The following is a 16,406-nucleotide window of genomic DNA, read 5'->3' as shown; positions in this document are numbered from 1 at the left end:
TTTAATAAAAGTGTTTCAATCTAAAATATACAAAGTCGATTGGAGCGGTGTTCGAGACTCCTGCGGGAATGGCGCGTCCGGAGGCGCACTGGACGCAAGGAAAGCGAGTGCCTGAAGGCAACGTTCAAATTTTACAGCATGACTAACTTAGTAGGATTTGTGGGAAGAATATAAGGTATGGAAAGTTATCACAAGTTAGAGTATAGAAAATCCAGAAGCCAAGTGTTTCTTGCTGACCCCATTGGGGAAATTTTTTAATACTTAAATGATCTACATTTACATTAAATAAAAATACGGACTATTTTTAGAACAAAACAACAAGAAAGGGAGGAATTGATATATGAAGACAATGATTACATGGACAGGGGAAATGGCCTTTTCTGGCACAACTCCGTCGGGACATGAAATAAAGATGGATGCTGCCGAAGAAGCAGGTGGTAAAAATAGTGGAGCAAGACCCACAGAATTACTTTTACACTCTCTTGCCGGATGTACTGGAATTGATATTGTAATGATTCTAAAGAAAATGCGATTTGAAACAAAGGCCTTTCAAATAGAAATAGAAGGGGCAAGGTCTGATAATCATCCTAAACGGTTTACCGATTTTCATATCCACTATTTATTGGAGGGAGATCTTCCTGAAGATAAAGTGGTCCGTGCAATTCATTTATCCAAAAATACGTACTGTTCAGTGTATCACTCATTAAATGCCAACATTAAAATCAGCTATTCAATAAATGGTGTTAAAGGAAAACAAGACTTATAATGTGTAATTTAAGGGACTATCATTTAACAGAAAGTTTTTTTACATCCATATAAGAAAAACAGCCTCCATTTTCTTATGAAAATGGAGGCTGTTTTGACTGAAATGAAAATCCTCGCTTCAAGGATAATCATCTATACCAAAGCCTGCAAACCTCAGAAAATAATCCCTCTTATGTTAATCCAAGGGTATTCTAAAAAAAAATCAACCAAAAATTTGTTTTCTAGGTTATAGAACTCCATTTTACGGAAGGAAAGGGTTTATATAGTAAGCAAGTAATCAAAATGTAATGGTTTGTCATTGTAATGCCCTTGATGTTAGGAGTTTATCCATATAAACTTTAGATACTATTGAGGAGTGGTTAAGTTGAAAGAGATAACAATTGACAAATTAATTTTTAAAGATCATTTATCGATGATCGAACAATATTCATTAAAAGATTTCATGTTTAAGTGGCTCGGCAGCCCAGAAGAAGGGTTAGATGATCTTCTTCCACTTACATACACAGATCAAGTTTTTGCAAAAATGGAAACGACATTGGAGACAAAAATCAAGATCCACGGAGATGAAACCTTCAGATATGTCACCATTACGGAAGATAATCAAATTGTAATAGGCGGCTTAGACTCGAATCAAGAGTTAAAGTTTAGAATTGTATCCCTGGAAGATCGTTTGAAAAGCTACTAAAATTGAATCATATTTTCAGATAAATAATTAAGGCCGTTCCTGTTCAGCTAGGAATGGCCTTTTTAAGTATTTTTATTTATTTCATCACGTTAAGTGCATCATCATAAGGTTGTTAACTGTACTCGAAAGTAATAGAAACCCTTATCTTATGCCAGTTGAGCAAGTAATTCTCCTAAACTGCGATATTTTTGGATTAATTTAACAAAAAAATAAACGATTATTGATTTGTCTTAGTGTATTATAGAGTAGTGAAGGCGATTAAACATATGGGGGGAATTGAGATGAGCGAGACGTTGGCAAGTTCAATAAAAACGCTTTTGAAAGAAACATTTGAAGGCCCTGGGAATGAAGGGAGCTATTATACTGAATCAAAACCGAATACCGGGGTTTTTGGTACACTTGATGGTTTAACCGCAGAAGATGCTTCACGTTCCATAAACGGATCGACAATTGCGGCTCACTCTGACCACATCCGGTATTATTTATGGGTGATCCGAACGATGATCAGTGGCACAGACTTTGAAAAAGATTGGGACGCAAGCTGGACCATTGCTACTGTTGATGAGGTGAAATGGGCAGAAATCAGAGAGGAATTACATAAAGAATATGTATCTCTTTTCAGAGAAATCGATACAATCGATTTAGGAAAATGGCTGACAAATGTAAATGCGACCATTGCCCACTCGGCCTATCATCTTGGAGCGTTACGGCAAATGATAAAAAGCCTTGAAATAGAAAAATAATATAACTGAGGGTTTATAAATTGATTGGAACGTAAGGCACTCTTTTTCCGAGGGCAGTCCGCCCTCGGGCGCTCTTTGTGCCTCTGTTCTCCTTACGATACGCCTTTCCCGCGGGAGTCTGGTACACGCGATCCGATCCACTTTGTTTGAAAAATTCAGTTAAAAACTTTTAGTCTTAGTCGGCAAGAGGGGTTCGAATAATCTCATCCCTAAGTTGAGGGTTTATAAAATCTGATTGTTTATTTCCATTTTCATATACTTGAATGAAGTCATTATTGATTCATACTTAATTCGTCCGAATCTCACGCGGTAATTCTTTTCCACTTCAATTCCTTTTGCCTGTCGTTTGCTTATTTTTTTACTTTCTTGCTCAGCCCATATGAAAGCAGAGTTAAAAATTAGACCACCTTAAAATCCCCAGTAACGCCCATACCTCTGAATTTCCGCTATCAAAAAGTGTCTCATTTCCAAGTACCATATTATCTGAGTTCAGATTTCGATTAATATACTTCCATTCTCGAATGAAACCATCATTATCCTACCCGATCCGTCTAGTTAATCACGGAATAATAATCGCCTTCGCGAATGATTAAAGAACATCCCCTGATACGAAGACCAGTAAAACTCTTTTCCACTTAACTTATCAATGAAGATCTATTTTTGTTCAATTCCAAGATACTCTAAGCTGCCGTTCTGGATTTTGATCTTTTGCTGAAACACTAGCATATCCAATATTCAAAAATAGCAATTAATAATATTGGAATGCACTTTAACTAACGGGGGCAGTAGTTGTAAAAAGATTTAAAAATATACTTGATGATAGGAGAATAAAACAAATACCGTGTGTCAATAATAAAATTGACAGGACACCAATCAGTGTCATATAATAAAAGACACCAATTGGTGTCCAATTAAAGGGGGGGTGATTTTGAACGAGAAAAATCAAGAGCGTGATATTTATGTAGCCATCGCTGACCCAACAAGACGTAAATTGCTACGTTTGTTGGCTGACGTGGAAGAATTGCCACTCAATGAGTTGACCGTACATTTTGAAATGGGCCGTACTGCGGTTTCAAAGCATTTGGCAATCCTTAAAGAGGCTGGTCTTGTAATCAGCAGAAAGGTCGGCAGGGAAACTCGTTATCGTCTGAATGCTGCCCCGTTGAGAGAAATTGAGGATTGGGTATCGTTTTACAGGAGATTCTGGAGTGAAAGAATATCACTTTTAAACCAAATATTAGAGGAGGAATAAAAATGAGTTTAACAGTATCACAAGATTTTAATTTTAAGAGCCCGATCGAGAAGGTATGGCTTGCCTTAACGGATGCAAACACTCTTGCGAAATGGGTAATGGCTAATGATATGAAACCTGTCGTCGGACATAAATTTCAGTTTCGGAATGAACAGTGGAATTTAATTATTGATTCCGAAGTTCTTGAAGTGGAGGAGCCTTATAAGTTATCTTACACTTGGGTAGGTGGCGGAATAAACACAACAGTCACATGGACATTAAAGCACGAGGATGGAACAACCTACTTAAATCTCGAACAAAAAGGATTCGAAAAAGAAGATCAAGCGTTCAATGGTGCTAAATATGGTTGGGCGAAAATGGGCCAAGAACTTAATAAAGTGTTAGAGGAATTGTAAGACCAAACCTCTGATCCTGTTTTTTAGTATTTAGCTAACGTATAGGAAAAATCAAACTGCTCGGAAAGGGGAGTGTACCGTGATGACAAATAGTAGAATGAATCCTAAGGTTGATGAATTTTTAGGTAAAGCAAAAAAGTGGAAGGAAGAATATGAAACGTTAAGAAATATCGTTCTTGACTGTGAGCTGACCGAAGAATTTAAGTGGATGCATCCTTGTTACACGTTTGAGAAAAAAAACATAGTTTTAATACATGGATTTAAAGAATATTGTGCGCTTCTGTTTCACAAAGGTGCCCTGTTACAGGATACCCACGGGATTCTAATCCAACAAACGGAGAATGTACAGGGAGCGCGCCAGATTCGGTTCACCAATGTTCAAGAAATAGTTGCAACGGAATCCATTCTGAAAGCCTATATTCATGAAGCCATTGAAGTTGAAAAAGCCGGTTTGGAAGTGAATTTTAAAAAGAACGAAGAATTCATAATTCCTGAAGAACTTCACAACAAATTCGATGAAATCCCTGCCTTGAAAACTGCTTTTGAAGCATTGACCCCGGGACGCCAAAGAGCTTACATCCTTTATTTTTCACAACCCAAACAATCCAAAACTCGAGAGTCAAGAGTCGAAAAAAGTATGCAAAAAATTCTCGATGGAAAGGGATTAAAAGATTAGTATATCGATGAGAAAATAAATGTATCAAGTTTTAAAATATTACCTCAATTTACGTACTCTCGATCTCCCTTTAGGATCGCAGTATCCACTCAAACAAATCATCTAAAATGGAAAACACCAAAAGTGTACCCTTTAGCTTTTTCGGAAAGGTCCGTTTTTCTTAAACTAATAGGTGCTTATCTTGAATAAGGTTTAGGTAATGTACTTCATCAAAACCACCTTAAAAGTGTTATTCCATTATAGGTACTTTAATGGAGTAACAATAAAGCCCGATTTCTCAATTTTAATACAGAGAAATTGGGCTTTTTATTCTGGAGTTTCGATCTATGAAAATGGCTTGCAATGTAAATGCATAATTGCCAACTCGGCTTATCATCTTGGAGCGTTACGGCAAATGATAAAAAGCCTTGAAATTGAAAATACATTGGCATCGGGTACCGTCAGGGAAAAGCTGAACGCTAAGAAAGTTTCAGTGGTCTTCGAGAATCTAATGAGACCACTTTCTCTGAATTAAAATGATATTCTCCTAATAAATTGATATGTTCCCAGCCTAAAGGTGACATATGATGCAATAAGTCTTCATTAAAGCTACCTGCCCGTTTTTGATATTCAACTGCTTTAGTTAGATGAAGGGTATTCCAGATACTGATGGCATTGATAATTATGTTTAAGGCACTGGCTCTTTGCAATTGATGCTGTATGGTTCGTTCTCTAAGCTCTCCTTGTTTTTCGAAGAAAATAACTCTTGGCAGCCCATTCATGGCTTCTCCTTTATTCAATCCTTTTTGTATTTTTCTTCTTACTGATTCATCTGAAATATAATTCAAAATAAAGATCGTTTTTTCTATTCGGCCCATCTCCTGTAAAGCTTGTATAAGAACCTAGTTTCCCCATAAAGGGATGTGAAACTGTTCCTTTCCTTATAGAATGAGCTTTTTCTTTAATGACCTTTGTATTTATTTGTCCACTTAAAACGGATTCTAATTGTAAATGATTTCAAGTACGATGAATCCCTTATTATTGGAGCAAATTTAAATCGTAATAAATGAGTCAGTCCGAAAATTTGGTCTGTGTAACTAGCAGTGTCTGTAATGCTCTTCTATGTATAGATCCGTCTCATGGTGCAATAAACCATCCAAAACATGAATGGCATCCCTTGAATTATTATGAATAATCTTTGTGTAGTAAGAAGAGAATTGATCACTAGTAAAATGGGAGATGGTCGCCCTCCATAATGTGGGTTTACATCTGCATGTAATGATGAAACACCTATTTGCATTCTCATACCATCTGACGAGGATCGTGTACCGTCGCCCCAATAGAAGACAATTGTAATTTGTGATAAAAATTTACTAATACGGCTTGGGCTTTATTCATTGCATCTTCATACATACTCTATTGATGCAAGTGTAGTAGACTGATAAAATCAAAGATTAGAGCGTCTCATAAGACTTGTCTCAAAAATGAGGTGATTTTTTGCGGAAAATCGGATATATTCGTGTCAGTTCGACTAGCCAGAATCCTTCAAGACAATTTCAGCAGCTGAACGAGATTGGAATGGATATTATATATGAAGAGAAAGCTTCAGGAGCAACAAAGGATCGCGAGCAACTTCAAAAAATGTTAGAGGATTTACAGAAAGATGACATCATTTATGTGACAGAATTAACTCGAATCACTCGTAGTACACAAGATCTATTTGAATTAATCCATAACATACGAGATAAAAAGGCAGGCTTAAAATCACTAAAAGATACATGGCTTGATTTATCAGAAGATAACCCATACAGCCAATTCTTAATTACTGTAATGGCTGGCGTTAACCAATTAGAGCGAGATCTTTTTAGGATGCGACAACGTGAAGGGATTGAATTGGCTAAGAAAGAAGGAAAGTTTAAAGGTCGATTAAAGAAGTACCATAAAAATCACACAGGAATGAATTATGCGGTAAAGCTATATAAAGAAAGAAATATGACTGTAAATCAAATTTGTGAAATTACTAATGTATCTAGGGCTTCATTATACAGAAAATTATCAGAAGTGAATAATTAGCCGCTCTATATTCCGCTAATGGGCAATATTTTTAAAGAAGAAAAGGAAACAATAGAATATAAATAAAAACTCTAAAATATTCAACTAACTGTCACACTGTTAAACTAACTTTTCGGAACTAACTATCAAAAACTGATGTTTTTTTATGATACAACTTCGTATGGCTTATTGACGATTAATGATAACTTTGTCTAGGAGTGGAATAAATGAAAAATATAACAATATTAATAGCTGATGATGATGTTGAAATTGCTGATTTGGTTGCTATACATTTAGAGAAAGAAGGGTATCGTGTCATTAAGGTATCGGATGGGCAAGAAACCATTGATGTTATCCAGACTCAACCAATTCATTTACTGATTTTGGATATTATGATGCCGAAAATGGATGGATATGAAGTTACACGTCGCATTCGCGAAAAACATAATATGCCCATTATTTTTTTGAGCGCTAAAACGTCTGATTTTGATAAAGTGCAGGGACTCGTAATTGGAGCAGACGATTATATGACGAAACCATTTATACCCATTGAATTGGTAGCTCGGGTAAATGCACAGCTGCGACGCTTTATGAAGTTGAATCAACCTAAAACCAAACAGAACTCAAACTTGGAATTTGGAGGATTAACGATTTCTCCTGAACAACGTACAGTTACTCTATATGGTAAAAATATTGAGTTAACACCGAAAGAGTTTGAAATTTTATATTTATTAGCCAGTAATCCAAATAAAGTTTATAGTGCAGAAGATATTTTTCAAAAGGTATGGAGGGATGCATACTATGAAGGTGGGAATACCGTTATGGTTCATATTCGTACTTTGCGGAAAAAACTTGAAGAGGATAAACGAAAAAACAAATTGATAAAAACTGTATGGGGGGTAGGTTATAAATTCAATGGGTAAAAAACTACGAGGCTTTCGTTCAAAAATGATAATATTGTTAGGTTTAAGCATGTTGTTGTCTAGCACAATAACATATCTACTCTTTAAAGTACTCCAATTGTATTATTATACAAATGTTAGTCATGGAGATACACTAGCTTATTTTCGCAAAATCATAGAAAATATTGGAGACCTTAACGTCTTTTTACTTTTATTTATCACGCTTTCGATATTATTTTTCTTTATACTTACAAAACCCTATTCTGCCTATTTCAATGAGATTTCAAAAGGAATTCATTATCTCGCTCAGGGTGACTTTAAGCGTCGAGTTCAAATATTGTCAAATGATGAATTTAGTGATATTGCACAAAGCATTAATCTGGCTAGCGAAAAATTGGAACAAGCCATAGAAAGGGGTGACTTCTCGGAAAGTAGTAAAGAGCAGTTAGTAGTAAATTTGGCTCATGATTTGCGCACACCTCTTACCTCTGTTTTAGGTTATTTAGATTTAATCCTTAAGGATGATAGCTTGACTGAAAATCAGATCAGGCATTATTTAACGATTGCCTTTACCAAATCTCAACGCTTAGAAAGGTTAATTGATGAATTATTCGAAATAACTAGGATGAATTATGGCATGTTACCAATAGAAAAGAAACAAATCGATTTAAGCGAGCTGCTTATTCAATTGAAAGAAGAGTTGTATCCTGTCTTCGAGAAAAACGATTTGATAGCAAGAATGAATATTACTTCCCCTTTATCTATTATGGGAGATGGAGAGTTATTGGCACGTGTGTTTGAAAATCTTCTGATTAATGCAAATCGCTATGGGCATGAGGGGCAGTATGTAGATATCAACGGTTATATTGAATCAGAGGAAATAGTTATTCAAGTTATCAATTATGGGGATGCCATTCCTCCAGATGAACTGCCTCATATTTTTGATATGCTTTATACTGGTGACAAAGCACGAACTCATCAAGAAAATAGTACAGGTCTCGGTTTATTCATTGCGAAGAATATTTTAGAGCAACACAATGGGACAATAACTGCCGAAAGTGATTTAATACGCACTATATTTGAAGTCCGATTACCAATGGCGGATTCCTAAGAAGGTTAATAATAAAATCCAAGTGAAAATTTAAGAAAAATTTAATATTTACCCCACTTTTTATTTTAAAAGTTTTTCCTATCCTATAAACAAGTTACATCAAGGAGGAGACTAAAAATGAAAAAGTGGGGATTTTTATTGGTTATTGCATTATTTCTAGTTTTTATTTTTAATATATTACCGATATCCCAAAATAAAGTAGCGGATCAAATATATGAACAAAATGATAATACAGCTACTGAAAATACCCAAAAGATTGAGATTACAGAAGAGCAGATCTATCAAGGGAATCTGCTTTTGGTTAACAGTGACTATGCTGTTCAACAAGCTGGTATAAAATCGGAAATCATAAATTTATTTACACACAAAGAATTAACAACCGGATACCAGTTACTTAATAGTGAAATAAAATTATCAGAAGAAATAGCTGAAAAATTTTCGGAGATGATAGCTGCGGCTGAAGAGGATGGGGTTAGTAATTTCTTAATTAGCAGTGGTTATCGAGACTTTGATGTGCAAAACAGACTGTACGAGGAGATGGGGGCTGACTATGCTTTGCCAGCTGGTCATAGCGAACACAATTTAGGATTAGCACTTGATGTAGGGTCTACTCAAATGAAGATGGAAGAAGCACCTGAAGGAAAGTGGGTAGAAGAAAGTTCTTGGAAATACGGCTTTATCTTACGCTATCCCGCTAATAAAACGGATATTACAGGAATTCAATATGAACCATGGCATATTCGCTATGTCGGCTTGCCTCACAGTGCGATTATGCAGGAAATGAATTTAGCTTTGGAAGAATATTTGGATTATTTAAAAGAAGAAAAGAGCATTTCTGTTAGTGTTGAAGGGAAAAAATATACAATTTCATATTATCCCATTTCTCAAAACGAGTCAATTGAAGTTGAAGTACCAGCGAATGAACAGTATAAAATATCTGGTAATAATATTGATGGAGTGATTGTGACCACATTTTCTTGAATGAGGTTCTAAAATGATAAAGTCATAGGTTTAAATGTAAAGTTAGGAGACGTATTCTATATGCTTACACTTACAGTTTTGTATACTTATTTTTGTACTATTATTTTTTGTATTGTGTTTCAAATTGGATTTTTATTAAAGGCGCAAAAAAATTTATCTATTAAGCATTTTCTATGGGTGTATGTTTTTCTTTTCTACCTTGCGCTAGTGTATATGGTGACGGGGATAGGAAATAAATGGGTAGCGGGAAAATATGGAACATTAATTCGTATAAGTGAAATCAACTTACTTCCATTTTCTTCTGAAGGTATTACTACGTATATTTTGAACATTATTCTGTTTATGCCGTTAGGTTTTTTATTGCCAACTATTTGGCCGCAGTTTAGAACAATTAAAAATACTGCATTTACTGGGTTCTTTTTTTCATTGGCTATTGAGCTAAGTCAATTGCTAAATCATAGGATTACGGATATTGATGATTTACTTATGAACACCCTAGGGGCGATTATTGGGTATTTATTATGTAGGGCTTTATTTAAAATGATATATAAAAGAGGTGAAAAAAAGCTTGATAATACATCTTCTCTAGTAATACAATACGAGGTTATTTTTTATTTAGTTTGCTCGTTTATAGGTATGATATTACTTTATTATCCATTTTTATTTAGAAAAATTATCTAAATGAACATCGTGGGAAACTCGCCTGTACGGTGTGAAGTGAAGGAAAAACCGGCGATTACGTCAAAGGCTTACCTATCGCTATAGTAACGAAGTAAGCTCAATTCTCAATAGTGTTGAGGAATTGTTGTAAATCGGCATTTTCCTGAGCTACCCCAGCTTAAACTTTTCACTGTTTGGATATTCCGAAGGGTCCAAACCATGGTGGTTATTCTTCATGTTTTTATGTTGAAACCCTCCTTCATTTTGAAGAAATTTTGCGACACTCCTGCCGAATTTCTGAAATCAACTGTCTCTTTTTTTCGGCAAACCTAAAACCCAGCAAAGGTTGCTGGGTTTCTATTTATTTCGTTTGATAGAATTACACACCTTTTTGTAGGAAATTGTTAGATTGTGTCAAGAATTCTTAGCATTTTAAAGGGTTCAAGCCCTGATTGGAGAAGTATATTATCATGTTGTTTTAGCCGAGAAACACTGACTGCAAGGATTTTGACACAGAAGGAGGGCTCTTAATTAAAAAGCAGCTGTTTAAATTAAGTATATTTTGCTTGATAGTCTTTGTTCAATCGCTTTGGTCTCCCGCTGTTTTTGCTGAACAAAAAACATTTATAATTGCTGGAGAAAGTGCTCTTCCTCCATTTTCATTTGAAAATGAAGCTGGTGAGCTGACAGGCATCAATATTGATTTAATGGAGGAAATAGCAAAATATAATGGCGTAGATTTCAAATATATACCGATGAGGATGGAAGAAGCCGAAAAAGCCTTAAGTAACGGAACAATTGATGCAATTGTTGGAAGTACTTATAATACTGAAAAAGATAACCAATTTGATTTCACTCAATCCTATTTTACAATGTCCCAATCCATAATCATTCCTAGTAAAAGGAAACAGGATATTCATACGTTAACGGATCTACGCGATTCACATGTTGTCCTTGACCATAACACTCCAGTAATCAGTACATTTCTCAATATGAGGAATACAAACTTAACGACCGTTTCGAATCAATACTCGGGGATTTTAACATTATTGAACAACCGAGCAGATGTGTTCATCGGAAACAAATGGACTGCAGACTTCTATTTGAAAAAGTTCCGCCAAGAAAAGAATTACATCATTCTCGATGAAGTCATTGAACCCGCGGATTATACGATTGCAGTAAAAAAAGGGAATCAATCGCTCCTTCTCATGATGGACAATGCACTCACAGAACTTAAAGCCAACCGAAATATCAATGAGATAATCGATAAATGGGTAATGCCACAATCCAATCAAAAAATTGCCAGGCTGGAACAATTCATATTTTGGTTGATCATAATCTTAACTGCCGTGGCCCTTATCCTTCTAATCATTTACATATGGAATCAAAAGCTGAAAAAATCCGTATATAACCAGACTTTGAAATTACATTTATTAAATAAGGATTTAGAGAAACAACGGCAAAACATCGTCAATGCTGAAGCGTTCAAAGATCAAATCTTAAACAATATCAATAATGGCATCATAACATTCGATCTCGATTTCATGATTACCAGCTGCAATGCAAAGGCATCGGACATTCTCAACATTTCCAAGGAAATGATTCTGAATCTTACGAATCATTCGCAATTAATGAAGAATTTCGAAGATTTACATCAAGAACGAAATGGGAATGATCGTACGGGATCATTTCGAATCTTGGTATTAAATGAGGAAAATGAACAGAAGGTGATTTCATATTCGATGCATAGGATGTTCAATTCAGAAGATATACAAACCGGATACTTACTTTCCATGAGTGATGAGACGGAAAAGAAAACATTGGAGAAAAAATTGATCACACAAGAAAAGCTGCACGCTCTTGGTCAACTAGTTGCAGGTGTCGCACATGAAATAAGGAATCCTTTAACATCGATTAAAACATTCATTGATTTACTTCCGAGTAAATATGATAATCCTCAATTCCGACAAGTTCTAATGGAACACTTGCCTACTGAAATTAACCGTTTGAATGGGATTGTTACCGATTTAATTGAATATGCACGTCCGCGGCCGCCAAATATTACAAATTGCCACGCTCATGAACTTATTTCATTACTTGCTTTTCATAAGGTGACAATGGAAAAAAATCACATAAATTTCGAGCAGACGATCGAGGACGACCTTATTTTTTATATAGATTTGCAACAAATTCAACAAGTACTTCTTAACTTTGTGTTGAATTCGATTGATGCCGTTGAAGAAACAAAGGAAAAGACCATTAAAGTCACCATTGACAAAGAGAACGAAAAGACAGGGCGGATTACCATATCCGATACGGGAAAAGGGATGAAGCAAGAGGAACTGAATCATATTTTCGAACCTTTTTTCACAAAAAAAGAAAAGGGCGTCGGTTTGGGGCTTACGTTATCGTATAGGCTGATTAAAGAAAATAACGGAGATATCCATGTGAAAAGTTATCCTAATTCAGGAACGAAATTCACCATTTTACTACCTTTATATATCGAATAATAGTCTGGAAAGAGGAGGAGTAATATGAAAATGCATGTATTGGTAATTGATGATGAACCTGCTATTTGCACCGCTCTTAGCTTTGCATTGGAAGATTCTTATGTAGTCGTGACAACTACTGACCCGGATGAGGGTCTACGGAAGATCGACAATCAGCGCTTTGATATTGTGTTACTTGATTTGAGAATAGGAAATAAAAGTGGACTTGATGTCCTACAGAAAATCAAACAAATGGCACCTAACGTAACAGTCATCATGATGACTGCCTATTCATCCATTGAAACTTCCATCGAGGCCATAAAAAAAGGAGCCTACTACTATATTGAAAAGCCAATTAATATAGAAGAACTTTCTTTGCTCTTGATGAGGGCAGCCGAATTCAAACAGATGTCCAATCAATTGGAGACATTGCATGAAGAATTAGAGATTCAAAAGGGATTTGGTAACTTCCTTGGTAACAGCAAAGCGATGCAGCGTATTTTCTCAATGATCGAAAGAGTGAAAGATATTGATTCCAGTGTTCTTATCACGGGTGAAAGTGGTACTGGAAAGGAGCTTGTAGCCCGAAATATCCATACGCTGGGAAGAAGGAAAAACAATCCCATCCAGATCGTCAATTGTGCAGCAATTCCTGAGATGCTGTTGGAATCTGAATTGTTTGGTTATGAGAAGGGAGCATTTTCCGGTGCAACTCAAAGGAAGGAAGGGAAATTCGTTGCTGCTAATGGAGGCATCCTTTTTCTGGATGAGATTAGTGAAATGCCCCTTCCACTTCAAGCCAAGTTATTAAGGGTATTGCAGGAACGGGAAGTGACGCCTCTGGGATCCAATACAAAAATCTCATTGGACGTCCGTATTATAAGTGCAGCCAATAAAAACCTGGAACAAATGGTGATCGAAGGTGAATTTAGGGAGGATTTGTTTTTCAGGCTAAATGTCATTCCCATCTCGATGCCGCCTTTAAGAGATAGAAAAGAAGATTTACCGATGCTTATGGATTATTTTATAAAAAAACACGCTAAGGATATGAATCGTGAAGAAAAGATGTTCTCGGCAACCGCACGTCGGATTTTACTGGATTATCATTACCCTGGGAATGTCCGTGAGCTTGGAAACATTATAGAATATGCAGTTGCCCTATCAAACTCGAAAAGAATGGAAGAAACCGACTTGCCGCAATATGTTCAAGAACAGAAGTTCATTCTCCAGCCGGATGGCAATGACGGCGATTTTAACAGTTTCAGGATTCCCATTGGCATTTCCATGAAAGAGATAGAAGAAAAAGTGATAACAGCCACTCTTCAATATTGTAAAAATCATCGGCAAAAAACAGCCCAAATCCTAAAAATTTCTGAAAGAAGCCTTCGTGATAAAATCAAGCTCATTTCAAAAGGAGAATAAACGTGTTAATCGGCAATTTTTTCTGGATAACCGGAAAAAATTGCCGGTTTATCCTTATATAACTTTCAAGAAATCGGCAGAATCTGCGGTTTAAAGCGAAAAATCGACTTGGCATGGTATTTGCATCTAAATTCATTAAGAAAGGAGGGCCACAATGAAGAATGGAGCACTCTTTATAAAAGTCGCTTTGTTATTTTGTTTCATGACAGGTTGTTCTTTTATGAATGAGCAGCAGGAAATATCTAAACCTGCTACTACGTTGATTCAGAGGCAACTAACTTCTGAAGGACAGGATTTAAATAATAGGATGTTAATCATTGGAACCGGAGATATGACAGGTGTTTATTTTTCATTAGGACAAAGATTATCAAATATGTATGAAAAATATAATGGAGCTGTGTCAGGTGCCCAGGTCACCGATGCTTCCATCGAAAATACTGAATTGGTTAGCCTCCATCGGGCAGAAATTGGTTTTACCACAGTGGATGTACTGGATTTGCCTGAAACGGATAAATCCAAGTTAAGAGCTTTAACGGCCCTATATTCCAATTATGTTCAAATTGTTTCTACTAAGCAAAATGATATTGATTCCTTGGAAGATTTAGTGGATAAACGCATTAGTGTAGGAACGGCAGGAAGCGGTACAAGGCTTATTGCAGAGCGGATTCTGTTAGAATCTGATTTACCGACTGATCAATTGAATTTATCCTATCTTTCTTTTTCTCAATCTGCAGAAGCATTACGAAATGGTACCATTGATGCAGCTTTCTTTTCATCGGGAATTCCCAATAATGAAATCGCTTTCATATCCAAGCAGACGGAACTAACTTTCATCCCAATACCGGGAGACATCATTGAACGCCTTCAAAAACAATATGGAGTTTATACTCATAATGACATTCCCAGAGATACATACAGGGGGATGAAAAAAAATGTCCAAACGATTTCAATTAAAAATGTCCTGGTAACCTACAAGGAAATGTCTGATCCTCATGCTTACAATCTTGTGAAAACATTATATGAACATCTGCCTGAACTGCAGCATACACATCCAGCCGCTTCAGATATTTCAATAACTGAAGCAACTAAACAAGTTCCGCTGGATTTTCATCCAGGGGCCATGAATTATTTTACTGAACAAGGTATTATTGGAAATTAATGAAAAACGGGAGGTAATGACTATGAAAAAGCTGATGAGTCTATTATCAATAATAGTATTGATCGCTCTTGCGGGATGTGGTAATCCTACTCCGCAAAAACCGGGTGAATCCGTACAAACGAGTGCAGGTGAAAAAGGAGAGAAAAAAATAACGATAGCCGGTAATGGCGGTGTCATCGAAAGTGCCATCCGAGATGTGATTGCCCCAAAATTCAAAGAAGAAACGGGAATCACGGTTAATTACATTTCCGGTTTATCAGGTGAAATCCTATCCAAAGTGGAATTACAGAAGAACGCCCCGCAAATAGATGTTGCCCTTTTTGTACCGGTTGATGTAATACGTGCTAAGGAGAAGGAACTGATCGAACCAATTGATGAGTCCAATGTTCCCAATATGAAATCGGTGGATCCACGGTTCATTCCGGTTGAAAATGCGGCTGCTCCAGCATTTGGCTTAGTCATTGCACCAGCTTATAATACGGAAACCTTCAAAAAGGAAGGCTTAAAATCAATTGAATCATGGAATGACCTTGTCTCACCTGATTACGAGGGTAAAACGGCATTTTCAGATATTACAAATGACTGGGGTTTCAATACCCTTAATGGTCTGGCGATTTCAAACGGCGGCAGTACGGAAGATATGGAACCAGGTCTTGAAAAAGCAAAAGATCTTGCAGCGTATTCCAATACATTTTATAAAAACTCAACGCAAATGATGCCAGCGATCCAACAAGGAGCTGCAGACGTAACTGTCATGGGAAGCTATGCCATAGGTGAACTAGCCGTTTCAGGTATTCCCATTAAGATGGCCGTGCCAAAAGAAGGTGTACCGCTTCAAGCATTCAGCGCCGGTCTCGTTAAAAATACGCCTAATAGCAAAGAAGCCCTAGAATTCATCAACTATGTAATCAGTGAAGAAGCGCAAGCATTAATTTCCGAAAAAGGATTTTATCCGACAGTGGAAGGCATGAAAATTCCAGAGAAATATGAAGAGTCAATCGGGCTTAAAGCAAGTGATAAAACATTCAAACCTGATTTCGCCAAGTTTGCCGAGATCCGTGCCGAGGTGTCAGACAGATGGGCGAAAGAGGTTACTCCTGAATTAGGGAAAAAACTTAAATAAAAGGAGCGTGTT

Annotated in this window: 15 protein-coding genes and 1 pseudogene; 15 read left to right on the top strand and 1 reads right to left on the bottom strand. The window is 36.4% G+C overall.

Annotated elements, in window-relative coordinates; translation table 11 throughout:
• Positions 1 to 340: 340 nt before the first annotated feature.
• The 6 genes from ACIQYG_RS21185 (at position 341) to ACIQYG_RS21160 (ending at position 4,516) form a co-directional block, all read left to right on the top strand.
• Positions 341 to 766 (top strand): OsmC family protein, encoded by a 426-nt coding sequence (locus tag ACIQYG_RS21185; protein ID WP_402842082.1) that lies wholly within the window; start codon positions 341 to 343, stop codon positions 764 to 766.
• 363 nt (positions 767 to 1,129) lie between these two features.
• Positions 1,130 to 1,450: a hypothetical protein gene (locus tag ACIQYG_RS21180; RefSeq protein ID WP_402842079.1), complete on the top strand. Its 321-nt coding sequence runs from the start codon at positions 1,130 to 1,132 to the stop codon at positions 1,448 to 1,450.
• A 281-nt stretch (positions 1,451 to 1,731) separates the two neighbouring features.
• The gene (locus tag ACIQYG_RS21175; RefSeq protein ID WP_402842077.1) at positions 1,732 to 2,193 is read left to right on the top strand and encodes a hypothetical protein; all 462 of its coding nucleotides are present in this window, start codon (positions 1,732 to 1,734) and stop codon (positions 2,191 to 2,193) included.
• A 928-nt stretch (positions 2,194 to 3,121) separates the two neighbouring features.
• On the top strand, positions 3,122 to 3,445 hold the full coding sequence (locus tag ACIQYG_RS21170; RefSeq protein ID WP_402842074.1) for an ArsR/SmtB family transcription factor: 324 nt from the start codon (positions 3,122 to 3,124) through the stop codon (positions 3,443 to 3,445).
• Between the two features lie 2 nt (positions 3,446 to 3,447).
• The gene (locus ACIQYG_RS21165; protein WP_402842071.1) at positions 3,448 to 3,840 is read left to right on the top strand and encodes an SRPBCC family protein; all 393 of its coding nucleotides are present in this window, start codon (positions 3,448 to 3,450) and stop codon (positions 3,838 to 3,840) included.
• Between the two features lie 82 nt (positions 3,841 to 3,922).
• A complete protein-coding gene (locus ACIQYG_RS21160; RefSeq protein ID WP_402842068.1) occupies positions 3,923 to 4,516 on the top strand; it encodes a YdeI/OmpD-associated family protein in 594 nt (197 codons plus the stop codon).
• Positions 4,517 to 4,974: 458 nt separating this feature from the next.
• Here the strand turns inward: ACIQYG_RS21160 and ACIQYG_RS21155 are convergent.
• Positions 4,975 to 5,908, bottom strand: a pseudogene (locus ACIQYG_RS21155) (Tn3 family transposase); the annotation flags it as partial.
• An 84-nt stretch (positions 5,909 to 5,992) separates the two neighbouring features.
• Here ACIQYG_RS21155 and ACIQYG_RS21150 point away from each other — a divergent pair.
• The 9 genes from ACIQYG_RS21150 (at position 5,993) to ACIQYG_RS21110 (ending at position 16,394) form a co-directional block, all read left to right on the top strand.
• Positions 5,993 to 6,568: a recombinase family protein gene (locus ACIQYG_RS21150; RefSeq protein WP_402842065.1), complete on the top strand. Its 576-nt coding sequence runs from the start codon at positions 5,993 to 5,995 to the stop codon at positions 6,566 to 6,568.
• A gap of 206 nt (positions 6,569 to 6,774) precedes the next feature.
• Entirely contained in the window at positions 6,775 to 7,470 is a 696-nt protein-coding gene (gene vanR, locus ACIQYG_RS21145) for a vancomycin resistance response regulator transcription factor, VanR-F/VanR-M family (protein WP_402842063.1), read from the top strand.
• On the top strand, positions 7,463 to 8,560 hold the full coding sequence (locus tag ACIQYG_RS21140; RefSeq protein WP_402842060.1) for a sensor histidine kinase: 1,098 nt from the start codon (positions 7,463 to 7,465) through the stop codon (positions 8,558 to 8,560). The genes vanR and ACIQYG_RS21140 overlap by 8 nt, the downstream gene beginning before the upstream one ends.
• Before the next feature lie 117 nt (positions 8,561 to 8,677).
• A complete protein-coding gene (gene vanY / locus ACIQYG_RS21135) occupies positions 8,678 to 9,541 on the top strand; it encodes a VanY-A/VanY-F/VanY-M family D-Ala-D-Ala carboxypeptidase (RefSeq protein WP_402842058.1) in 864 nt (287 codons plus the stop codon).
• A gap of 60 nt (positions 9,542 to 9,601) precedes the next feature.
• The gene (vanZ-F, locus tag ACIQYG_RS21130; protein WP_402842055.1) at positions 9,602 to 10,222 is read left to right on the top strand and encodes a glycopeptide resistance protein VanZ-F; all 621 of its coding nucleotides are present in this window, start codon (positions 9,602 to 9,604) and stop codon (positions 10,220 to 10,222) included.
• A gap of 545 nt (positions 10,223 to 10,767) precedes the next feature.
• Positions 10,768 to 12,711 carry a transporter substrate-binding domain-containing protein gene (locus tag ACIQYG_RS21125; protein ID WP_402842052.1) on the top strand — a complete coding sequence of 648 codons (1,944 nt, stop codon included), beginning with the start codon at positions 10,768 to 10,770 and terminating at the stop codon, positions 12,709 to 12,711.
• A gap of 24 nt (positions 12,712 to 12,735) precedes the next feature.
• A complete protein-coding gene (locus ACIQYG_RS21120; RefSeq protein ID WP_402842049.1) occupies positions 12,736 to 14,112 on the top strand; it encodes a sigma-54-dependent transcriptional regulator in 1,377 nt (458 codons plus the stop codon).
• Between the two features lie 154 nt (positions 14,113 to 14,266).
• The gene (locus ACIQYG_RS21115; RefSeq protein ID WP_402842046.1) at positions 14,267 to 15,271 is read left to right on the top strand and encodes a TAXI family TRAP transporter solute-binding subunit; all 1,005 of its coding nucleotides are present in this window, start codon (positions 14,267 to 14,269) and stop codon (positions 15,269 to 15,271) included.
• Between the two features lie 22 nt (positions 15,272 to 15,293).
• The gene (locus tag ACIQYG_RS21110; protein WP_402842043.1) at positions 15,294 to 16,394 is read left to right on the top strand and encodes an ABC transporter substrate-binding protein; all 1,101 of its coding nucleotides are present in this window, start codon (positions 15,294 to 15,296) and stop codon (positions 16,392 to 16,394) included.
• The last annotated feature ends 12 nt before the right edge of the window (positions 16,395 to 16,406 follow it).

Source organism: Peribacillus sp. NPDC096622, from assembly GCF_044762665.1.
Lineage (GTDB): Bacteria > Bacillota > Bacilli > Bacillales > DSM-1321 > Peribacillus > Peribacillus frigoritolerans_B.
The sequence above is the reverse complement of the archived record's forward strand: the minus strand, read 5'-3'. Positions and strand labels throughout refer to the sequence as shown.